This is a genomic window from Citrobacter sp. LST-B2, from assembly GCF_057983045.1.
Genome location: NZ_CP192598.1, coordinates 3377260 through 3396178 on the forward strand (window position 1 = coordinate 3377260; position 18919 = coordinate 3396178).

The following is an 18919-nucleotide window of genomic DNA, read 5'->3' on the forward strand; positions in this document are numbered from 1 at the left end:
ATTTGCACTACGGGAATTTTGACTATTCATCCGGGTTTACATAGCGGGTCGTTTCTCTTGCCATCGCTCCGGCAATGACATCATAAAGCGCATCGTAATTAGTTGCTATAAAAGCGTGTCCAGGACCGACACAAGAGTTTTGCCAGTCTAAATCAGAATCATTACTTACTAAAGAAATATAATATATTTCAACATCTGTCGTCGTCGTTCCAGCAGGATATTTTTTTAGACCGTTTCTGATTACATCACAGAGATGATACTTATCCATTAGTGTCTTTCTAACTTGTCCTGAATTGTTATCATCCTCACCATCAGAGATGACGAAAATCATTTTAACGTCATTTTTTCCTTTGGTGATGAGTGGCACTGCTCGTAATAATCCACTAATACTATCCGTACCTCCACCTGGAGGTCCCATGATGTTAAAATCGTCTATTATGGAACGGTTATTTGTAAGCTCCACCAGGTAGAAATTAGGTTTTTCGATTGTCTTAATAAACTTAACAACATTGCCATGGTCACGGCTCCCCGAAATAGCGTAGGCGCAAAGAGAACTAAAAGGGATAGCATGAGCAGAAGAAGAAGAAGAATCCGAGGGAGCATTCAGATAATTAATAAAAGTCACAACATTATCATCGGTAAATAGATAATCATCTGCAACTGTACCTTCGTAATCCATTGTTTCAGTATTAGCGATAGAATAAAAATTACTTACTGATGCTGTTAGCAAATTAAACTTATTAAAATTATTGGTAAATTCCTCATAATTATCTGGGTTATGAATATCAGAATTAGGGTCTGCATCACAGGTTAACTTGCCACTATCTTTTCTACAATACCCCTCATCAATTAACCATGTCTCCGCAGAGGTTGTCGTATAACCATTTGCTTTCGCGATTACATCCTTATAATAACTATTAAGATAGGCGTCTGTATTGTTTATAAAGGTATTACCTGTCGTGCGTCCCGGTGGTTGTTTGTTATACCAAAAACTCCAGTCCAACCCTGAATACTTATCCTTAAGTTTACCAATATAAGTACACCCAACCTCTTTACTTGTCGTACTTGCGTAATTCGTCTTGTCTAATACGGCAGGAATTCCCGTAGAGAACGGTACAATACCAATCGTACTACCATTGTCATTATCGAATATTCGGTTACCAAGATCGGTAAACACTTTTTTTAATAATTCAATACGAGTGTAGCCTCTCTCTGCTGAACTACTATTCATAGAACCTGAAAAGTCGAGTACAAACGTATAATCTGCAGGGACGGAAAGATCTTCAAGTGATTTGCGGATATGACCCGACGACCGCCCGCCATGCAAAGTTATGTTCGAATGAAAACCACTATAACCCTCTTTGTATAAAGAAAGTAACGGATGGGTGATGACATCAGAATCTAAGGAAAAATCTGTCGACACCACCTTACCATTTTTATCTTTTTCTTTATCAACATTTATATAGACTTTGTTTTTGTCTATTTCCTCACCAGGGAGATAATAAGATAAATACATTACTGTTTTTTCAGTATCTGCATTTTTATCGTCACTGTCATATGACATCGCAATTGAATAGACGCCCTGATTAATAGCATCTGATAAACGAGACCGCTCAGTGATAAATCGAGCCCCATCAATTGCTAATGAAAAGAAACCGATAAGCGTAGGCAACATAAGCGCATAACTTATTGTTACAGCGCCTTCCCTGCAAATAATGAATAACAAAAATCGTTTGATTAAATATTTCATTTATATCTACCTGAGTTACCAGCAGAAATGATAGCTTTGTTTACCGCGGCAGCGCGACATTTCGAATATAAAGACTACCGAGGTCCTTATTAAAGATGCCCAAAGCTCGATTAAAATAACTTTCTGCTCCGGGAACACACAAAATCACTTCATAAACCGGAAACCAATCTTGATCAGCGTCAGGAGATCTATCCGGGCGATGACCCCAGACCGAAAGCTTCGCAAGATCCTCACGACGGGAATACTTACGTCTAACATCACAACCCTCAATGAACATGGTATTAAAAGAGGTTGATGTATATCTTGAAAGTGGCCCGTCTGGTTTAACGGGATGCGAGCTTGGGCAATTATTTAGGCGACTACTTTGAATACTACTTTGAATACTACATTGTTGGGCTATAGGCTGTAGAATTTGTATACCGAGCTGATAGGGCTCGACGGAACCATCTTTTTGGCGCAACATCTCGTCCAGCGTTGCTTTTAAGGTATCCAGATCGCTTTTGCTAATATCGGAAGCGTTACCGCCAGCAAACAGACCGTTTCGCTCACGAAAAATCATTGTTAATGAATAATTAACGCGCTCCATATGGCTTTTTTTAATGAGTGAAAAACTCATATCAATCAGGAATCCGCACATCAACGCGAAAATCAGTAAATAAAAAGCAAACTCGATGCTTGAGGTTCCTTTCTCAGAATATAATCTTTTCCATAAACCGTAACGTTTCATCGCAACATCCTGTATATAGAGGATTCACTTAACAAGAGTGACTATGTCTAATTTATAGGTAAAACTGTTTTTATTTATTGTTATCATGATACGTATGAAAACTTGCTCTAAGTATTTTCGCACCTTCTGCACCAGAAGAATTATTAATGCAAGCGTTTATTATTTGCTAAATAGTTCACTGATTCACAAAGCGCAAACATCGCTCCCGTTAATAACCATCCTTAAAGCTTCTGTCAATATTGGCCTCTTGTATATAGACAATTCGGCGAGTCATTTTTTCCTGCATAATATCAACAGGGAACACAAAAAATAGCGGTTCATAGGGAACTTCAATTTTATATATGGAAATTGGATTTTTCGTGTTACTCAGTTCACTACAATTAACAAATGGTTCCTTTTCATTGTGGTCATAACCACATGAAGCTATTTCAGTCTTTATTTCAACCTCTTTACCTAAAGTCAATAAAGCCCACCCGTTGGCACTTTCATTGATTGCATTTTGAAAATACTCATGTACCACATCCGGATTTGAGGGATCCTGTATATTTGCTGACGCATTCCCACTATTTGCCAGGAGAGCGTCCAGAGAAGCCATGATAAAAATTACACGGCACAACTCCATTATAAAAAGAATAGAAACAATGAATGGTACGATAACAAATGCAAATTCGATTGCTGCAGCACCATCTTCCTCTGCAAATAATCTTCTGAGTCTTGACATTTTAATAAACAAACCTCCACATGGTCATGATATAACCAATAGTAATCGCAACACCAAATGGGACAGAGGTTTCATTATGATGTAGTACACATCGAGTGAACAATAAGATTAAAAGCGCACAAAATACGCCGGGTAAACTGACAAAAACTGCAAAGTCAATAAATTGGCTGGCTGGAATGCTAAAAGATAAAGATGCGATTAGTTTTATATCCCCGGCACCTATTACCCCTAAAAGATTTATGAAAAAACCAACAATCATAATAGAGAGAGGAATTTTTATATTAATATCTTGTACGACGAATGAGAGAAGAAGCGAGAGAAGCAAAATAGTAAAAACCACTTTATTTCTAATTTTCCTCTCAAAAATGTCCGTATAACAGCAATATATCAATTGAATGGCAATTAATACTATCAAACCTCTCTGCAATAAGATCATTAGTTCATACCATGACAATTTGTTTTCAGACAAGATAAAAAAGAGAAATCACCTTTTACCCTTTTTCTTCTTAGCACTCTTCATTTTGTGATACACAGGAATAACCACATCCTGATGTTTAACAGCTACTTCTGCTGAAGAAATTTGCTGGTGACAAACTGTTATGCTTTCATTCTTAATGAGTCGAATGTCGTGTTTTTCGAAAAGAGACCATATCATATTAAAATAGTTACTAATTGTGTCACGGATCAGCGTGTCACGATCGCAAAGAATCGGTTCAATTGCAATAACACCACAGGTAATATCAGCACGAGTAAGATGAATAGCCTTCTTTAGGCAATAATCTATTCTCTCGACAGGTTCATCAGACATTTTATCTAAAAGGTCTTTTCTGATCTGTGATACCATCTCATGAAGCTGTGAAATTCGATTTACCGTAATATTCTCACGCGATTCAATGACAGGCTTCGCTGAAATAAAACCGCTGATAAAATCAGAAGCGCACAAGCCTACTGCGGCTTCAAAGCTAAACGAACTATTCATTACATTACCTCACCGTGTTTATAAATGTTTATTACAAATCTCAATTATATTTTCCGAAAGCTGCCTTACACGCCAGAAAATTTGACCTATTGACTCATCTTTTGATGTTATTGCCATCAAACATAACATCTTCTGTGCGGCCGGGATGCGATTAAAAAGAATCATGTTTTGGTCGCTCTCCATAAAAACGGCATTTTGCTCACCGCCCCCCACTTCAGTTAACATCGCAGAGCTGATCCCCAGCAGGGAACTGGTTAATGCTGATACTTTTCGAATATGGAGTTCATAGCCTGGCGTGAGAAGAGAGGCAATTTCAAAGCCATCTGCTGTAGATATGAGCAAATTTTTTAATACTGCATTCCCCTCAGAGAAGCGTTCAAGCTCGGCTTTTAATTCATTGATCAACAAATCAGATATAGTATTAACATCTGTATCACTATGCTGTTCCATTGAATCGGATTGATCATGCGCTTCTAATTCTGGCTCGGAGGGGTCAGACTCAACGTCATTCATACCAAACGGTAACATAATTTTATCCATCGTCATTAACCATCGTAAATTTTTCAACACCAATTTGCTTTCCGATAAAGCAAATTACCTGGACTGTATGCAACAATAACTTTTAAAGATTATTGCACAGACAAATTAGAAAATTTTTCATTTAATCGCAGGCGAGTTAATGCAATATTTGCATCACGTGCAATACGAATAAAAATAAAATATTTTGCTGCTTCAGGAACTTGTTTTAAAAGAAATATATCATCACTATAGGTAATTAATATATCTTCCATAGTCTTTTGTTGCGCAGAGAGTTTACTGAATTTTATATTCGCCCTGATAATATCGCTCATACCTGTACTCAAAAAACCAAACCTATCATTGATATTTTTGCTGTGTACAATTTCTTTAATTGTGTTATCTATTAAAGCAACGCCCAGAACTCCATCAATCCCAGATAAGGTATCTAGCAAATTATTAATTTTATGTTCCATACTCGCTCCATTCACTCTTTACCCCAATAATATTGACAGTAAAAGAGTGCACTATGACTATTAACTCTTAAATATCCAGGACAGACAATCTACAGCCTCGCAAGCATAAGCGAGAAGATTAAGTAAGCAATATACTAATAGTTAATATCAACTATTACTTTCTCTTTATATTGACCGTTAACTGATAAACGTGAAACACTTTTAGTTGTAATACATTTGTTAGTTACTATTTGCAGTTTCGAGTTCCCATTGCCATTATTCATGATTTCTATTTTTTTAATATTTTGCCGTTTTTGTATATTTGCGAGGAGCGAATCATAAATACGTTTCATAGGCTGAGCGTTAAATATCTCTATTTCAACTATATTGTCATAACGTTTGGGCATCACACTATAATTAAGTGGGTAGGCAGAATAAAGAGCAATTCTATCGCCACCCGGAATACTGGCAGATGTCACATTGGCTATTAATTTAGCATGTGGTATTTCTCCAGAAAAAGGAAGGACAGCATCAGATATACTTTTATCAAATGTACAATTCTGGGATAGTCCACTGTTCACCAGTTGAGAGGAATCATCAGATTTTATATTATTCTGCATATCCGATACAGGTATTGTCAGGGGCTTATTTTGATTAAGGCCAACGCTTGTGCTTGCAGTCACTGCAACATCGTTTTTTTGTCCTTCTATTTTAAAATGTTCTCGCGGTGATAATTTTGCCAAAGATGCAATTAGCGCATCAGGTTGTGATGTTGAGAGTTTATCATCAATAATAATTTTTTTCGCACTCTCGTAATCATCGGATTTTACCAGAGCATAGGCTAGGTTATACGCAGTTTGTGGTTTATATTCTTTCCTGGAATAAAGAGGGAGAAGATAATTTCTTGCCGTAATATAATCTCCTTGCAGAATAGCCATCATGGCCAGATTATTGACGACGACCTCTTCATCATAAAAAAGCCCTCTTGCTTTTTCAAAAGATAACGTTGCCTTAGGATAGTCTCCTGTTTGAGCCAGTAAAATACCCTGTAAATTCCATAATTCCCCGTTTGAGTCATCATGTGCAAGCATTTCATTTAGAATGGCCTGGGCTTCATTTTCCTTTCCTAACTCAAGCAGATTCTGTGTCTTAAGCAGTAAATATTCTTTACTTCCTTTTTTTTCTACCAATGGTGCCAGATAAATATTTGATGAGCTATAGTCGCCAATTTTATTATATAGCTGTGATAGATAGTATCGTTCATCATCATTATCTTTAACACTGAGTTTATTTCTGTATATCTCAATAAGCCCTTGATAATCATTCAGTTGAGTTAGGATATATTCCTTTTGTTCTTCATCAGATGCATTCGTAGGTCCACCTGTACAGCCAGATAGCACAGCAAGCATTAATAGGGGTAATAATCTTTTTACCATGTCGAAGTCATCTTAATCAGGCCCGGACCGGCAACAATTGCGATCAGGGGAAAGAGAATAAAAGCAATCATTGGGAATGTCATCTTTGCAGAAAGTGCTGCAACTTTTTCTTCCATTGCAAGTAATTGCATCTGTCTAATTTCTTTAGATAAATCTATAAGTACAGCATATATCGACGAGCCAAATTTTGTGCTCTGCAATAATGCTGAACACATCATTCTTACTTCTTCATTAACCACTTCACCTGAAAGTTGTTCAAGTGCAGCGTTAATGCCACTAACATCAGCTCTCAAAACAGTGCGGATAAGCAACGAAGACAGATCTTTATTGATCACTTCCATCTTATGAGAAATATAAGCAAGCGAAGCTTCGACTGTCATACCTGACTGGATGCATACGGCTAAAAGATCTATACAGTAAGGAATGTCATTAGATATTCTTCTAAATCGCCGCTGAGAAATAGCTGTTTGCACTCTCGAAGGTACGATAACAATCACTCCGAGTATAGCTAACAGTGCAATCATTAGCATCTGATTATCAAGCTTCATCCATCCCATATAATTCGCTATGAGCACTGGTGAAGCTATCACAACAAATAAAAACGCCTTAACTTTAACATTCTTATCTAACTCAGATGAAATTGAAACAAGTTTACTATTTTTCCTGAATGTTTTATCCAGTTGCGTCTCTATCAAATTTGTTCCATATGTTAATATATTCTTTTTATTACTATCTACTTTAGAAAAATTGATTAACTTCTTAACTTTATTAGCTCGCTGCTTGCGATAAATAAGGAGTAATATACTTCTCATTCAAGTCAGAAAAACAATAAAAGAAATAATATATATCATTTCACCCAACCTTATTCATCATAGACCAAACGATAAATAGCCCTATTAATATACTTGTTAATGCGTAATAAAGGATATATTTCCCTGCATCTGTTCCAATAAGAATTTCAAAATTATCTGGTGCCACAAATTTCAAGAAAAAGAAAAAAAAGACAGGAATAATGACAAGTACTTTAACCGACATTCTTGCCTCAGCAGTCATTGCGATTTTTTTTCTGTCCAACGTCTTACTTGCTGAGATTAACATTGTCAGGCGAGACATCACTTCGCTAACTTGCCCTCCGCCTTTCATATTTATAAGTACCGTAATAACGAATGAAAAATATTCACTATAGGGAAATTTTTCGTAAGAATCCATAAATATGCGCTCAGGATCATCTCCGATATCCAGTCGCATGAGAATACGTTTGAACTCTCTTCCGAAATCGCTGTCTATCACACGCGAGCATTCTTCAAAGCCCTGCAATACCGGGCGCCCTACTCGTACCGCGCTATTAATTATATTGAGTGCCTCGGAGAAATCCCTCTCAAACTCTCGCCGGTACTTTTTTACTTGTCGCATATACAAAATATAGATGGTAGCAAGTAACGTTATATTTGTTATTACGACATTGCTGAAATTCAGATATTCCATGTTTACATATAATGCTGCGGCACATGCCACCAGTATTATCGCTACATGCTTAAAAATGTGCTCGTGTTTTTTTCCAATTAGATTAGCATGAAGCTTTTCAATAAAAATAAAAACTCCTGCCATTGAATCTTTGAATGGTTGTTTTTTATTTGCTACTTCCTGGCTGGCAATGATGTTCGTTGAGAGTATTTTTCCTTTTATTTCTTTCGTTTTTTTAATGATAAATATATTTGAAGAACACCACAAATAGAGATAACAATAAAAATCATTGCCATTATCATGAGACTTTATTCCCAAATAGTTGCCGTAACGGATCAAGATAACCATGAATTAAAGCTTGCCGATAAACTGCTGACCGCTGCAAAAGACCGTTACATGTAAACGTACCCGTGATCATACCATTATTATCTCTTTCAGGATTAGCAGCATAAGAAAAGATATCCTGTAGAATAATATTCTCACCTTCCATCCCCATGACTTCGGATATATTTATTACTTTTCTGGACCCATCGGGAAGACGTGAAGCTTGAACAATGATATTCACAGCAGTTGAAATATTTCTCCGTATTGCTACTAGGGGTAATGCTGAATTGGCCATCATTACCATGCTCTCAAGACGAGCTAATGCATCACGCGGGTTATTTGCATGCAGCGTTGACATAGAACCATCATGTCCGGTGTTCATTGCCTGCAGCATTTCGAAGGCTTCAGGTCCGCGGCATTCCCCAATAATAATACGATCCGGGCGCATACGAAGTGAGTTGATAACCAAATTTCGCATCGTGATTTGCCCTTGGTTTTCTGAACCTGCCAATCGCGTTTCTAGTCTTAATACATGTGCTTGTTGTAAACGAAGTTCCGCTGCATCTTCAAGTGTCAAGACACGTTCAGTTTCGTCAACATATTGGGACATCGCATTTAGTAGAGTTGTTTTACCCGAGCCTGTCCCCCCGGAGACAATGATATTGACTCTACAGCGACTTGCAATTACCAGGAAATTGGCCATCATTTCATTCATACTGCCATATTTGATTAGCTCTCCCAGAGTTATATTTCCCTTACCAAATTTACGAATGGACATTGAAGTGCCATCAATAGATATTGGAGAAATAACTACGTTGAGTCGGCTACCATCAGGCATACGCGCATCCACAAGCGGTTGCGCGTCATCAATTCGCCTTCCTACTTTACCCACCAAACGTCGGGCAATATCTGTTAACTGCTCATTATTGATGAACTGCTTATCAGAGAGTTCCAGGCGACCTTTACGTTCTACAAAGATACGATCCGGGCCGTTGACCAATATATCGCTAATCGACTCATCTTCCATTAACTCGCGCAATGGACCATAGCCAGTAATTTCATCAACAACTAACTCACACAGCTCCTGTCGCTCCGGTGCAGAGAGATAATTCTCTGTGCGATTGTTATTAATAACATTACGAATAACCGTATTAACTTCGTTAATGAGTTCCGCACGGTTTTCTTTGATACTTTCAATTTGTTCCAGATCTATGTTTTTAAGTACTTCTTGTCTGAAATAGATAAAGGAAATTGATTTATTCATATAAGGCCCATGATTAATATAGTGCCTTGACGAGGGATAGCCACGATGATAACCTGGTCATTAATTATTTTTCTTCTTATTAAATATTGAAAATAGTGATAGACCTTTCTTATTGCCATCAGGTTTCTCACCTTTCATATTTTTACCCAACATTTTGGCCGTAAAGAAATAAAGTTCTGATTTGTTATCAGTCTTTTTTACATCTTTAATGTAAGGGTGTACAATGTCAATTTTCTTACCCAGGTAATTTTCTATATCTTCCTTATTCAACTCATTCGGCCTTGAATGATGATTTTCATTCAGAATGATAATGTTTTTTGAATTTTTCTTCTGATTGTCTGACGTGGTGGTTGTTCTTTCTAATTCATCAATGATAAGACGGGCATTGCGTACTGATGAGAGTTCTCTGGTTACAACAATAAAGATAAAATCGGAACCAGGGACAATGTAGGCAAGTTTATCTCTCACCTGTGTTGTAACGTTATGGTCAAAAACAACAATATTATAATTTTTGTATTCGTCCGAATCAAACTGCCATTGCTCTTCATCAGTAGCAATCTTCATTCCGCGATTTGCGTCAATATAGGATATTACACCGTCATGTTGTAGAGCGGTATCTGATATGAGATCAAGATCGGGTGTGCCTGTATGCCCCTGAACAAGCAATACAGGTAAATGACTTAATCCACAAATTGATTTAAAAAACTGGTATGCGACAAAAGAAGTTCCACTTCCCCCTTTGCAGCCCAGGATACTGATGCGTTGTGTATAGCTCACACTTGTAACATCAGTTTCAAAATTCTTCAATGTTACACCGAGCAATGTAATTTGTGAATCAAGATGCAAATATACAGCCCCAATTCGCTTCATCTCATTGCTGAAGGTAATTGAATCAACATCACCAATAAATATTTTTTTCGTTGCAGCTGGAAAGAGATATTTTATCTTTTGCTGTATAGCGTCTACATCGTTAAAATCTTCAATATCAACGATGAGATACTCTGACGATGTTAATTCTTTATCATCGATAATATCATTGAAAAATTTATTTACCTGGATAATGTCATGGCAGCCGTTCACGCGTATTTGGGTCATTACCCCAGCAGAAACATGACTACGTGATGAGATGACAGCAACAGTTCCAATGGTGGAATTGTTATTTTTATTTTCAATATTTCTTTTGTTAATTTTAGTAAGATCCAGCATTTCCCCTCCCGTTCCTTATCGGATAAATCCACCGCGTGAAATGAAACTTCTTGCGTCTTCTTCTAGTCTATTAGTATGTTCATCAGCAACGCCGACATTGAAGAAAAGTTTGTCTACTGAAGTTTTATGGTATTGGGGAGTGGGGATTTTATAGCTATTTTCTGCTGAAAATGGTTTTACTAATTTTACAGTTGCGAATACGACCAGCTCACTCTTCTCTCTTTCAGTCTGTGAGCTGCGGGCAAAAGCCCCAAGGATTGGGATATCGCCGGCATACGGCACTTTAGATAAAGACTCTCGGTCAGTTTCAGTCAGTAATCCACCGATGACAAAACTATCTCCATCGGCTAATTCTATTGTGGATTGTGTTCTTCTGGTGTTAATGGTCGGGATAGCATAGGAGTTGTAAGTGTAGCTCCCTGTAACATTACTTAATTCGTTAGATATGAAAAGACGGATTTTATCAGTGCGATTCACCTTTGCGCCAATATTAAGACGTATGCCGTATTCCTTATACTCCACAGATGCCGTACTGTTGCCACCACTGTCGACAACAATTGGAATCTCCCCTCCTACCAAAAAGCTGGCATACTCTCCTGAGAGAACGGTTAAATTCGGTTGTGCTAACACTTTCGCAATGCTGTCGTTTTTGACGGCGTTGATAACAGTACTAATGTTTCCTGCATCAAATCCGCCTTTAAAGCCTATTAAACTGAAGACTCCCGCGCTGTTTGCTGTACTCCCACCGTTGATGATACTGTCAAGTGTTAAGCTGCTCCATTCAATGCCCAACGCATCGGTGAATTGCTTAGTCACTTCAACAACGGTTAACTTCACATTAACCTGTTGCGGCGATGATAGTACAGTCATGCGATCGATGATATTGTCCCATCTTTTTTTACTTAAATGGTCAATTTTGGTGCCGCCCGTGCCGCCGCCTTGCGAGCTTTCATTCCAGGTGACGTCTTCTTCTTTTTTATCGCTGCCAACAAGACTACCTACAGTGTTATAGATCTCATCTCTTAATTCTTCTGTCGCCACTTCACCTTGAATAATATAAGTTGCCTTATCTTTACTCATGTAGCGCTCAATGCTAATTTTGGTGCCAGGGTATTTTTTATTCACCTTTTGGGCCAAGGAGCTTCCGATTTCATCAACGGCAACGCTGATTTTTTTTAATACTTTACCTTTCACTCCGTAAATCGTTAGGTCAGCCACACCTGGTTGCTTGGCGAACAGGACAATTTTTTTATTATCAATGACTTTGTAATCTGCAACTTCTGGGTTTGAGATGAAAACAGTCTCTATTTTCTGCTGCGATGAAATATTTTTTGCTTGCCCTTCCTTCAGTGTTAAATCTTCTCCAAAGGCAGACGATAGTAATAATGGACATAAACAAAATAAAACGAGCACTTTTGCTGTTTTCGACATAAATCTATCCTTATTTTTAAGCATCCGTATTATTAATACTTTTAGCGCTATTTGCTATTTATCGAACTGTTAGCACTATTCTCACCGCGAAACTCTCTTATAAACTCACTGTCATTTTGAATCGTTGTCGCACTTTGAACCGCTGTCGATAAAATATTTCTATTATCAATCGGCCACTGACCTTCATCCCCCACTAAGACAGAATGAGCAGGATCAAATTCAGCAATATTTTCACTCGTAGGGAAAATATACAGTTTTGCATCCTCTAAACCTTTTAGCATTATCACTTCTGCAGGCGTAAGCTCCACTAAAACATATCCTTCATTTATCATGGGGTTTTGTTCATTTACTACTGCTTTAACTTTCGATGTAACTGTTTGAATGGACAGTATCTTCTTATTTTTCATTAACATTTTAAAATGCCGACCATTAATATGATCCGTTGCATCTGTTACTGGCGCGGTCTTTATCTCTCCGGATTCGTCTTTTGTTACTCTCAAATTATAGGCCAGATAAATATCTACTCCGCCGCCAGCTTGCGCATTGTTGAAGAGATAGCTATCATTTTTTTTAATAGAGAATCCGTAGACTATACTTCCAGGTTTTGCTGACATTTTTATATATTCTTCGCTACCTGGCTTAACTAAAATTGCCTGGGGAATTTTTGCGCCTTCTGAAATATCACTTTTCAGCATCCAGTTATCAATATCGCCCACAGAAAGTGTACTTTTTTCATTCCCCCCCTCTTTTATCTTGAGGGTTTCGAGTTGAAAATCCCCAGAGGTTAATCGCGTCCCTTTTTGCAGATTTTTCTTCGCAACGGCGACGGTAATACTTTCCGTAGGCGCTTCGATAACTTTTGTTTGAACAACTTTCTGCACCTGACTGGGCTTGTACTGGGGTTTCTTGCTCGCCATATAATAAAAAAGCATACCAATGATACCAATAACGATCATGGCAATATTAATTATTAATGAGTATTTTTTGCTCATTGATATCCTCAACGTTATCAGGCTAATATGTGTGACGTCATAATTTATATGACGAAAACTATGATTTATGATGCCATCATCGTCCGCATATTATGGAAAAATTGAATATAAGAGTTAAGTTCTATAATAGAAGTAAATGTATATTGAGGAATACGTACATGATATACATTTATTTAGGACATAGCTACCGCACGGACTTTGCTGATTGCGAAGTCTACAAAGGGATTACCATATTTTACTTACACATAAAAAATGATGTTTTCACACCATTTATTTATACTTATTTTATTAAACTGTACGGGCAGAATATTCCCTGCCCGCATTATCTCAACGCTGTTTATGGATTGGCATTGGAAGAGATAGAATCCAAGACCTGTTGCGATACCGTTTTGAAAATACTTTCTAACAACGTCTGTACTGTACCATCTTTACCGAAGATCACTGCGACTACGGCTGCAACGCCAGCAAGTACAATTGCATATTCTACAGCTGTCACGCCTCGCTCATCTTTAAAGTAGTTATGGACACGTCCGGCTCCATTTAACCCCTTAACATAAGCTTTGATGAGTAGCTCATTCATTTTCTTAGTCCCTATTATGATACATTTAGTAGCTAACAACCCTGATAGCTAGTCGCGCGTATACACAGTCTGCAGCCTGAATTCGTATATGGCTCAAGCTGGAAACATTATGAACTTTGGATTTCTAAAATATAACCCTATGATTTTTTTTTAAGATTATATTTATATAGCGAAGGGGATTGAATTGTCAGATTACAATTCATCAAAACGATTGATTTGAATTTGTGGGAATTATATCGTGCGTTTTTTCTTCTTTTTTTGAGGCGTTTCTGATTAATTTAAATTAAATTACACATGAGATAATATAATGCAATATATTTAAATAGATTTGTTTTTTTGCGACCTGCCAGAATTTGGGTCCAATAAAGAATTCACTATCGGACCCACAATGAGACACTTTCGCTTAGATGTCTAATTGACCCTCTGTTGAGTCATTATTAAACGCCTTGATGCGCCACCTTCTGATACAGCGCGTCCCACATCTCTTTGACTAACGCCTGATCGCGCGGCGACAACTCACCGGCACCGATAGCGTTTTCCAGGCTGCGGGTGACGTTGGCATAGACGGCCTGAGCAGAATGGTCATCAGTACCTTCCAGTTCTGCGACGGCTAACGTCAGGTGGCCACGCAAATATCCACTGGCAAACAGCTCATCATCGCTTGCATGCTCTACCATGTCGTCGATTAATGCCAGAATGCGTGATTCAAACTCCGCGATCATCTTCTTTCCTCATTGTAACGTGGCACTGGCTTCAGTTGAGCGCTTCTGGCCACGGGAATTGTTCCGCCGTAAGTTCAGGCGTGTGATAATAATTCTGTAATGCTTTGATGAAGCGCGCCGGACGTTCGGGAATGCCCTCCTCCAGATACGTCATCACCTGTGCATGAACCCGACGCTGAAACACCACGCGGTCCGGTTCAAAATCGCCTTCCAGGTTGTCGCAACTGACGTTAAACGGATATCCCGCCGCCACGCAAAACAACCAGTCGAATGCCTGCGGTTTCACTTCCACATCTTCAAACTGCCCCTGTGTCACCGCATCGCGACCATCCGGACAATACCAGTAGCCGAAATCCACCAGCTCGCGGCGCGCTTTTCCGGCAATGCACCAGTGCGAAATCTCATGCAATGCGCTGGCGTAAAAGCCATGCGCAAAAACAATCCGGTGATACGGGATCTCCGTATCAGCAGGAAGATAGATCGGTTCGTCGTCGCCTTTAATCAGACGGGTATTAAAATCATCGGCAAAGCAGCCGTTAAAAATCTCAATCAATTGTTCGTAGCGGTGCGTACTGTTCATTAATTCATCCCCAGCCAGTGGAGAATCTCCTGTCCATGGTTATCATAAAGAAGTTTCATGCTCATCACCGCCGAGACAATGACGATCATGGGCCGAATCAGCTTTTGTCCTTTGCTCAGTACCAGTCGGGAGCCCATCCGCGCCCCGAGAAATTGCCCGATCAGCATGACAAATCCGGTGGCCCAAATCACTTTCCCGCCGATGACAAACAGCAGCAGGCCGCCAATATTGGAGGTGGCATTCAGCACCTTGGCGTGAGCCGTCGATTTAGCAAGGTTATAGCCGCACAGCATGACAAACGACAGCGCGTAAAATGAACCTGCCGCCGGGCCAAAAAAACCATCGTAGAAGCCTACGCAGCCACCGGCCACCAGGGCAAACGGCAGACCGTACAGGCGACGCTGTCTGTCTTCCTCGCCCACTTTCGGCATCAGCAAAAAGTAGAGACCAATGCAGATCACCAGAACAGGCAGGATCTGTCGCAACACGCCTGACTGCACATGCTGCACCAGCAGTGCGCCGCTCATCGAACCAATAAACGTCATCGCGATATTGAGTTTTTGCTCGGCGAGGTTCACCACTTTACGGCGAATAAAATAAATTGAAGATGAAATCGAACCGCCGCAGGCCTGCAGTTTATTGGTTGCCAGCGCCTGCGCGGGAGACATCCCTGCCGCCATCAGCGCGGGGATGGTCAACAGGCCGCCGCCGCCCGCCAGTGAGTCGATAAATCCAGCCAACATTGCCACAAAAAACAGCACCAGCAACAGCAGCGGAGAGACCATAAACAGGTCCGCAAAATTATCCATTAGAGTACATGCTCATCCAGAAGCGCCTGGCAGGAAGGCGGCAACGGAGGCGGTGTCTTCTTCTCAGGCTTTGTTGTTCCAGGTTTTGGCGGTTCAAACCAACTTTGTAGCTCAGCGCCGCAACCGTCGCCCGGAGGAGGCAAAGGTTGATCTTCGCACTCAAGGCTGTCGGCAGGGCAACGTAATCGGACATGCATATGCGCACGATGCTGGAACCAGGGTCGCACTTTACGTAACCAGTCGCGATCGGTACCGGCATCCAGGCAGAGCTGTTGTTTTATGGCAGGATTCACAAAAATACGCGTGACGTCGTTATCTTTCGCCGCCAGCTTAATCAGGCTGGAGATTTCCGGTTTCCAGAGCGAAGGCACAACATGTTTACCGTCACGGGTGACCAAATCCAGCGCCTGGGGACGCAACAGTTGCGCCTGAGTCCATCGTGTTTTTGGCAACTGCAGGAAAATGTCTACATCCAGACCGGTCTGATGGCTGGCATGTCCGCCGTTAAATCGACCACCGGCGGGCATTCCCATATCGCCAATCAGCACCGTTCCCAACCCCAGATTGCTCACCTGCGTACTCAGTCGCTGGATAAACATCACCAGATCGGGATGGCCAAAATAGCGGCGCTGATCGGTGCGCATCACCTGATAGTGATCCGACTGCACGGGAAGCGTGTCCGCCCCCACAATGCAGCCGTTCGAGAAACCACCAATTGACTGTGCGCTGCCCGGCACGGGCTGGGTAATTTTCTGCCACGGCGTCGCCGCCAGACTGGCCGCGCTGGCAAACAGAGCCAGCAGTGCTATCGCGGTTTTTTTCATCTCTTACCAGCGTGGAATATCCGTTTTGACATCCGCATTTTGCGCCCGTTGACGTAACAGGTGATCCATCAGCACGATCGCCAGCATCGCTTCCGCGATGGGTACCGCACGGATCCCCACGCACGGATCGTGACGACCTTTCGTGATCATCTCCACCTCTTCGCCAAAACGGTTAATTGTGCGACCCGGAACGGTAATACTGGACGTCGGTTTCAGCGCCATGTGGGCCACGATTTGCTGGCCGCTACTGATCCCGCCCAGAATACCGCCGGCGTGATTGCTCTGGAAGCCGTCTTTGGTGATTTCATCACGATTCTGACTGCCGCGTAGCGCCACGACCTCAAAGCCGTCACCAATTTCGACGCCTTTCACCGCATTGATGCTCATCAGCGCGTGGGCGATATCGGCATCAAGTCGGTCAAAGACGGGTTCACCCAGGCCTGCTGGCACACCGCTGGCGACCACGGTCACTTTCGCGCCAATGGAATCGCCTTCTTTTTTCAGCGCGCGCATCAGTTCGTCCAACGCTTCAATTTTATCAGGGTCAGGACAGAAGAACGGGTTTTGCTCGACCAACGACCAGTCTTTGATTGCCAGCGGAATGTCGCCCATTTGGGTCAAACAGCCCTGAATGGTTACGCCAAATTTTTCAGCGAGATATTTTTTAGCAATGGCACCTGCCGCCACGCGCATCGCGGTTTCTCGCGCGGAAGAACGCCCGCCGCCACGATAATCGCGCAGGCCATATTTTTGTTCGTAAGTGTAGTCTGCGTGTCCCGGACGAAACACGTCCTTAATAGCGCTGTAGTCCTGCGAGCGCTGATCGGTGTTTTCAATCAGCAGACCTATGCTGGTCCCCGTCGTTACGCCTTCAAACACGCCGGAGAGGATTTTCACCTGATCCGGTTCGCGACGCTGCGTCGTGTAACGCGACGTGCCAGGGCGACGTCTGTCGAGATCGTGCTGCAGGTCAGCTTCTGTCAGCGGAATGCCTGGCGGCACACCGTCGACGATACAACCGAGCGCCAGCCCGTGCGATTCGCCGAAGGTGGTTACACGAAAGAGTTGTCCAATTGTATTTCCTGCCATTGCGGTCTCGTTGTTGTCGTTGTGGTTTAATCTTTATAGAGGCTGAAGTGCTCGCGGGCAGCAATCAACTCGGCTTTGGTCAGCATAAAGACGCCATCGCCGCCATTGTCAAATTCCAGCCAGGTGAACGGCACATCCGGATATTGTTCCATCAGATGTACCATGCTGTTACCGACTTCACAAATCAGAATGCCGTTATCAGACAGGTAATCCGGCGCGTTGCCCAGAATGCGACGGGTGAGTTTCAGGCCGTCAGTGCCGGACGCCAGACCCAGTTCCGGCTCATGACGATATTCATTAGGCAGATCGGACATATCTTCCGCATCAACGTACGGCGGGTTGGTTACGATCAGATCGTACTGAACCTTCGGCAGGTCACGGAACAGATCGGAACGAATCGGCGTGACATGATGGATCAGACCGTGCTCTTCAATGTTGTGTTCGGTCACGGCCAGCGCGTCCGCCGAGATATCTACCGCATCCACTTCCGCTTCCGGGAAGGCATAGGCGCAGGCAATCGCAATACAGCCGCTACCGGTACACATATCAAGGATTAGCTGAGGCGGCTCACTGACCAGCCCCGCAAAGCGGTTGTTGATCAACTCACCAATTGGAGAACGCGGCACCAGCACGCGCTCATCAACATAAAACTCATGGCCGCAGAACCAGGCTTTGTTGGTCAGATAGGCCACCGGAATACGTTCGTTCACACGGCGGATTACGCGCTCAACAATACGGTGGCGTTCGCTGGAGGTCAGGCGCGCGGTACGCATATCTTCTGGAATATCCAGCGGCAGATACAGCGATGGCAACACCAGTTGCACGGCTTCATCCCACGGGTTATCGGTACCGTGACCGTACCAGATGTTCGCCGCGCTAAAACGGCTGACCGCCCAGCGCAACATGTCCTGAATGGTATGCAGATCACTCACTGCTTCATCAACGAAAATTTTATCCACCTGTTCCTCCAGGGCATGCTCGCATTAATTTCGGCGGCTAGTTTGCCATGAAGACGGCGATAAATCAGCAATCACGCAGGGGTTGCGGGTG

Annotated in this window: 21 protein-coding genes; all 21 read right to left on the minus strand. The window is 41.7% G+C overall.

Features of this window, described 5'->3' with window-relative positions; genetic code table 11:
• Nucleotides 1-22 precede the first annotated feature (22 nt).
• Nucleotides 23-1750, minus strand: coding sequence for a vWA domain-containing protein (locus ACQ0PY_RS16320; protein WP_109740436.1), 1728 nt, complete (start codon nt 1748-1750; stop codon nt 23-25).
• A gap of 40 nt (nt 1751-1790) precedes the next feature.
• Nucleotides 1791-2477 (minus strand): tight adherence pilus pseudopilin TadF, encoded by a 687-nt coding sequence (tadF, locus tag ACQ0PY_RS16325; protein WP_109740437.1) that lies wholly within the window; start codon nt 2475-2477, stop codon nt 1791-1793.
• A gap of 208 nt (nt 2478-2685) precedes the next feature.
• Nucleotides 2686-3198 (minus strand): TadE/TadG family type IV pilus assembly protein, encoded by a 513-nt coding sequence (locus tag ACQ0PY_RS16330; RefSeq protein WP_044258470.1) that lies wholly within the window; start codon nt 3196-3198, stop codon nt 2686-2688.
• Between the two features lies 1 nt (nt 3199).
• A complete protein-coding gene (locus ACQ0PY_RS16335; RefSeq protein WP_109740438.1) occupies nt 3200-3634 on the minus strand; it encodes an A24 family peptidase in 435 nt (144 codons plus the stop codon).
• A 48-nt stretch (nt 3635-3682) separates the two neighbouring features.
• Nucleotides 3683-4177: a hypothetical protein gene (locus ACQ0PY_RS16340; RefSeq protein WP_042999978.1), complete on the minus strand. Its 495-nt coding sequence runs from the start codon at nt 4175-4177 to the stop codon at nt 3683-3685.
• 18 nt (nt 4178-4195) lie between these two features.
• On the minus strand, nt 4196-4717 hold the full coding sequence (locus ACQ0PY_RS16345; protein ID WP_150546940.1) for a roadblock/LC7 domain-containing protein: 522 nt from the start codon (nt 4715-4717) through the stop codon (nt 4196-4198).
• Between the two features lie 89 nt (nt 4718-4806).
• Nucleotides 4807-5169 (minus strand): hypothetical protein, encoded by a 363-nt coding sequence (locus tag ACQ0PY_RS16350; protein ID WP_042999976.1) that lies wholly within the window; start codon nt 5167-5169, stop codon nt 4807-4809.
• Nucleotides 5170-5303: 134 nt separating this feature from the next.
• Nucleotides 5304-6584, minus strand: coding sequence for a tetratricopeptide repeat protein (locus tag ACQ0PY_RS16355; RefSeq protein WP_109740439.1), 1281 nt, complete (start codon nt 6582-6584; stop codon nt 5304-5306).
• Complete coding sequence (locus ACQ0PY_RS16360; protein WP_157959979.1) at nt 6578-7279, minus strand: type II secretion system F family protein; 702 nt, start codon at nt 7277-7279, stop codon at nt 6578-6580. The genes ACQ0PY_RS16355 and ACQ0PY_RS16360 overlap by 7 nt, the downstream gene beginning before the upstream one ends.
• A gap of 157 nt (nt 7280-7436) precedes the next feature.
• Nucleotides 7437-8396, minus strand: coding sequence for a type II secretion system F family protein (locus ACQ0PY_RS16365; protein WP_109740441.1), 960 nt, complete (start codon nt 8394-8396; stop codon nt 7437-7439).
• Entirely contained in the window at nt 8347-9636 is a 1290-nt protein-coding gene (locus ACQ0PY_RS16370) for a TadA family conjugal transfer-associated ATPase (RefSeq protein WP_042999974.1), read from the minus strand. The genes ACQ0PY_RS16365 and ACQ0PY_RS16370 overlap by 50 nt, the downstream gene beginning before the upstream one ends.
• Before the next feature lie 60 nt (nt 9637-9696).
• The gene (locus ACQ0PY_RS16375; RefSeq protein ID WP_109740442.1) at nt 9697-10842 is read right to left on the minus strand and encodes a CpaE/TadZ family protein; all 1146 of its coding nucleotides are present in this window, start codon (nt 10840-10842) and stop codon (nt 9697-9699) included.
• Between the two features lie 15 nt (nt 10843-10857).
• Nucleotides 10858-12273 carry a type II and III secretion system protein family protein gene (locus tag ACQ0PY_RS16380; RefSeq protein WP_109740443.1) on the minus strand — a complete coding sequence of 472 codons (1416 nt, stop codon included), beginning with the start codon at nt 12271-12273 and terminating at the stop codon, nt 10858-10860.
• A 47-nt stretch (nt 12274-12320) separates the two neighbouring features.
• The gene (locus tag ACQ0PY_RS16385; protein ID WP_061069817.1) at nt 12321-13265 is read right to left on the minus strand and encodes a CpaB family protein; all 945 of its coding nucleotides are present in this window, start codon (nt 13263-13265) and stop codon (nt 12321-12323) included.
• A gap of 337 nt (nt 13266-13602) precedes the next feature.
• A complete protein-coding gene (locus tag ACQ0PY_RS16390; RefSeq protein WP_082366160.1) occupies nt 13603-13845 on the minus strand; it encodes a Flp family type IVb pilin in 243 nt (80 codons plus the stop codon).
• A 437-nt stretch (nt 13846-14282) separates the two neighbouring features.
• Complete coding sequence (locus ACQ0PY_RS16395) at nt 14283-14567, minus strand: YfcL family protein (RefSeq protein ID WP_042999969.1); 285 nt, start codon at nt 14565-14567, stop codon at nt 14283-14285.
• Between the two features lie 31 nt (nt 14568-14598).
• Complete coding sequence (locus ACQ0PY_RS16400; protein WP_044258458.1) at nt 14599-15147, minus strand: elongation factor P hydroxylase; 549 nt, start codon at nt 15145-15147, stop codon at nt 14599-14601.
• Entirely contained in the window at nt 15147-15956 is an 810-nt protein-coding gene (locus ACQ0PY_RS16405) for a sulfite exporter TauE/SafE family protein (RefSeq protein ID WP_042999967.1), read from the minus strand. The genes ACQ0PY_RS16400 and ACQ0PY_RS16405 overlap by 1 nt, the downstream gene beginning before the upstream one ends.
• Complete coding sequence (gene mepA, locus ACQ0PY_RS16410; RefSeq protein WP_109740444.1) at nt 15956-16780, minus strand: penicillin-insensitive murein endopeptidase; 825 nt, start codon at nt 16778-16780, stop codon at nt 15956-15958. Before mepA ends, ACQ0PY_RS16405 begins: the two co-directional genes overlap by 1 nt.
• A 3-nt stretch (nt 16781-16783) precedes the next feature.
• Nucleotides 16784-17869 carry a chorismate synthase gene (aroC, locus tag ACQ0PY_RS16415; protein WP_054175943.1) on the minus strand — a complete coding sequence of 362 codons (1086 nt, stop codon included), beginning with the start codon at nt 17867-17869 and terminating at the stop codon, nt 16784-16786.
• A 26-nt stretch (nt 17870-17895) separates the two neighbouring features.
• Nucleotides 17896-18828, minus strand: coding sequence for a 50S ribosomal protein L3 N(5)-glutamine methyltransferase (gene prmB / locus ACQ0PY_RS16420; protein ID WP_042999964.1), 933 nt, complete (start codon nt 18826-18828; stop codon nt 17896-17898).
• Nucleotides 18829-18919: the final 91 nt, after the last annotated feature.

Excerpts from the sequence above, each read along its gene's own strand:
- ACQ0PY_RS16320 (WP_109740436.1), bottom strand. The coding sequence starts at position 1,750 with ATGAAATATTTAATCAAACGATTTTTGTTATTCATTATTTGCAGGGAA.
- tadF (WP_109740437.1), bottom strand. The coding sequence starts at position 2,477 with ATGAAACGTTACGGTTTATGGAAAAGATTATATTCTGAGAAAGGAACC.
- ACQ0PY_RS16330 (WP_044258470.1), bottom strand. The coding sequence starts at position 3,198 with ATGTCAAGACTCAGAAGATTATTTGCAGAGGAAGATGGTGCTGCAGCA.
- ACQ0PY_RS16335 (WP_109740438.1), bottom strand. The coding sequence starts at position 3,634 with ATGATCTTATTGCAGAGAGGTTTGATAGTATTAATTGCCATTCAATTG.
- ACQ0PY_RS16340 (WP_042999978.1), bottom strand. The coding sequence starts at position 4,177 with ATGAATAGTTCGTTTAGCTTTGAAGCCGCAGTAGGCTTGTGCGCTTCT.
- ACQ0PY_RS16345 (WP_150546940.1), bottom strand. The coding sequence starts at position 4,717 with ATGGATAAAATTATGTTACCGTTTGGTATGAATGACGTTGAGTCTGAC.
- ACQ0PY_RS16350 (WP_042999976.1), bottom strand. The coding sequence starts at position 5,169 with ATGGAACATAAAATTAATAATTTGCTAGATACCTTATCTGGGATTGAT.
- ACQ0PY_RS16355 (WP_109740439.1), bottom strand. The coding sequence starts at position 6,584 with ATGGTAAAAAGATTATTACCCCTATTAATGCTTGCTGTGCTATCTGGC.
- ACQ0PY_RS16365 (WP_109740441.1), bottom strand. The coding sequence starts at position 8,396 with ATGGTTATCTTGATCCGTTACGGCAACTATTTGGGAATAAAGTCTCAT.
- ACQ0PY_RS16370 (WP_042999974.1), bottom strand. The coding sequence starts at position 9,636 with ATGAATAAATCAATTTCCTTTATCTATTTCAGACAAGAAGTACTTAAA.
- ACQ0PY_RS16375 (WP_109740442.1), bottom strand. The coding sequence starts at position 10,842 with ATGCTGGATCTTACTAAAATTAACAAAAGAAATATTGAAAATAAAAAT.
- ACQ0PY_RS16380 (WP_109740443.1), bottom strand. The coding sequence starts at position 12,273 with ATGTCGAAAACAGCAAAAGTGCTCGTTTTATTTTGTTTATGTCCATTA.
- ACQ0PY_RS16385 (WP_061069817.1), bottom strand. The coding sequence starts at position 13,265 with ATGAGCAAAAAATACTCATTAATAATTAATATTGCCATGATCGTTATT.
- ACQ0PY_RS16390 (WP_082366160.1), bottom strand. The coding sequence starts at position 13,845 with ATGAATGAGCTACTCATCAAAGCTTATGTTAAGGGGTTAAATGGAGCC.
- ACQ0PY_RS16395 (WP_042999969.1), bottom strand. The coding sequence starts at position 14,567 with ATGATCGCGGAGTTTGAATCACGCATTCTGGCATTAATCGACGACATG.
- ACQ0PY_RS16400 (WP_044258458.1), bottom strand. The coding sequence starts at position 15,147 with ATGAACAGTACGCACCGCTACGAACAATTGATTGAGATTTTTAACGGC.
- ACQ0PY_RS16405 (WP_042999967.1), bottom strand. The coding sequence starts at position 15,956 with ATGGATAATTTTGCGGACCTGTTTATGGTCTCTCCGCTGCTGTTGCTG.
- mepA (WP_109740444.1), bottom strand. The coding sequence starts at position 16,780 with ATGAAAAAAACCGCGATAGCACTGCTGGCTCTGTTTGCCAGCGCGGCC.
- aroC (WP_054175943.1), bottom strand. The coding sequence starts at position 17,869 with ATGGCAGGAAATACAATTGGACAACTCTTTCGTGTAACCACCTTCGGC.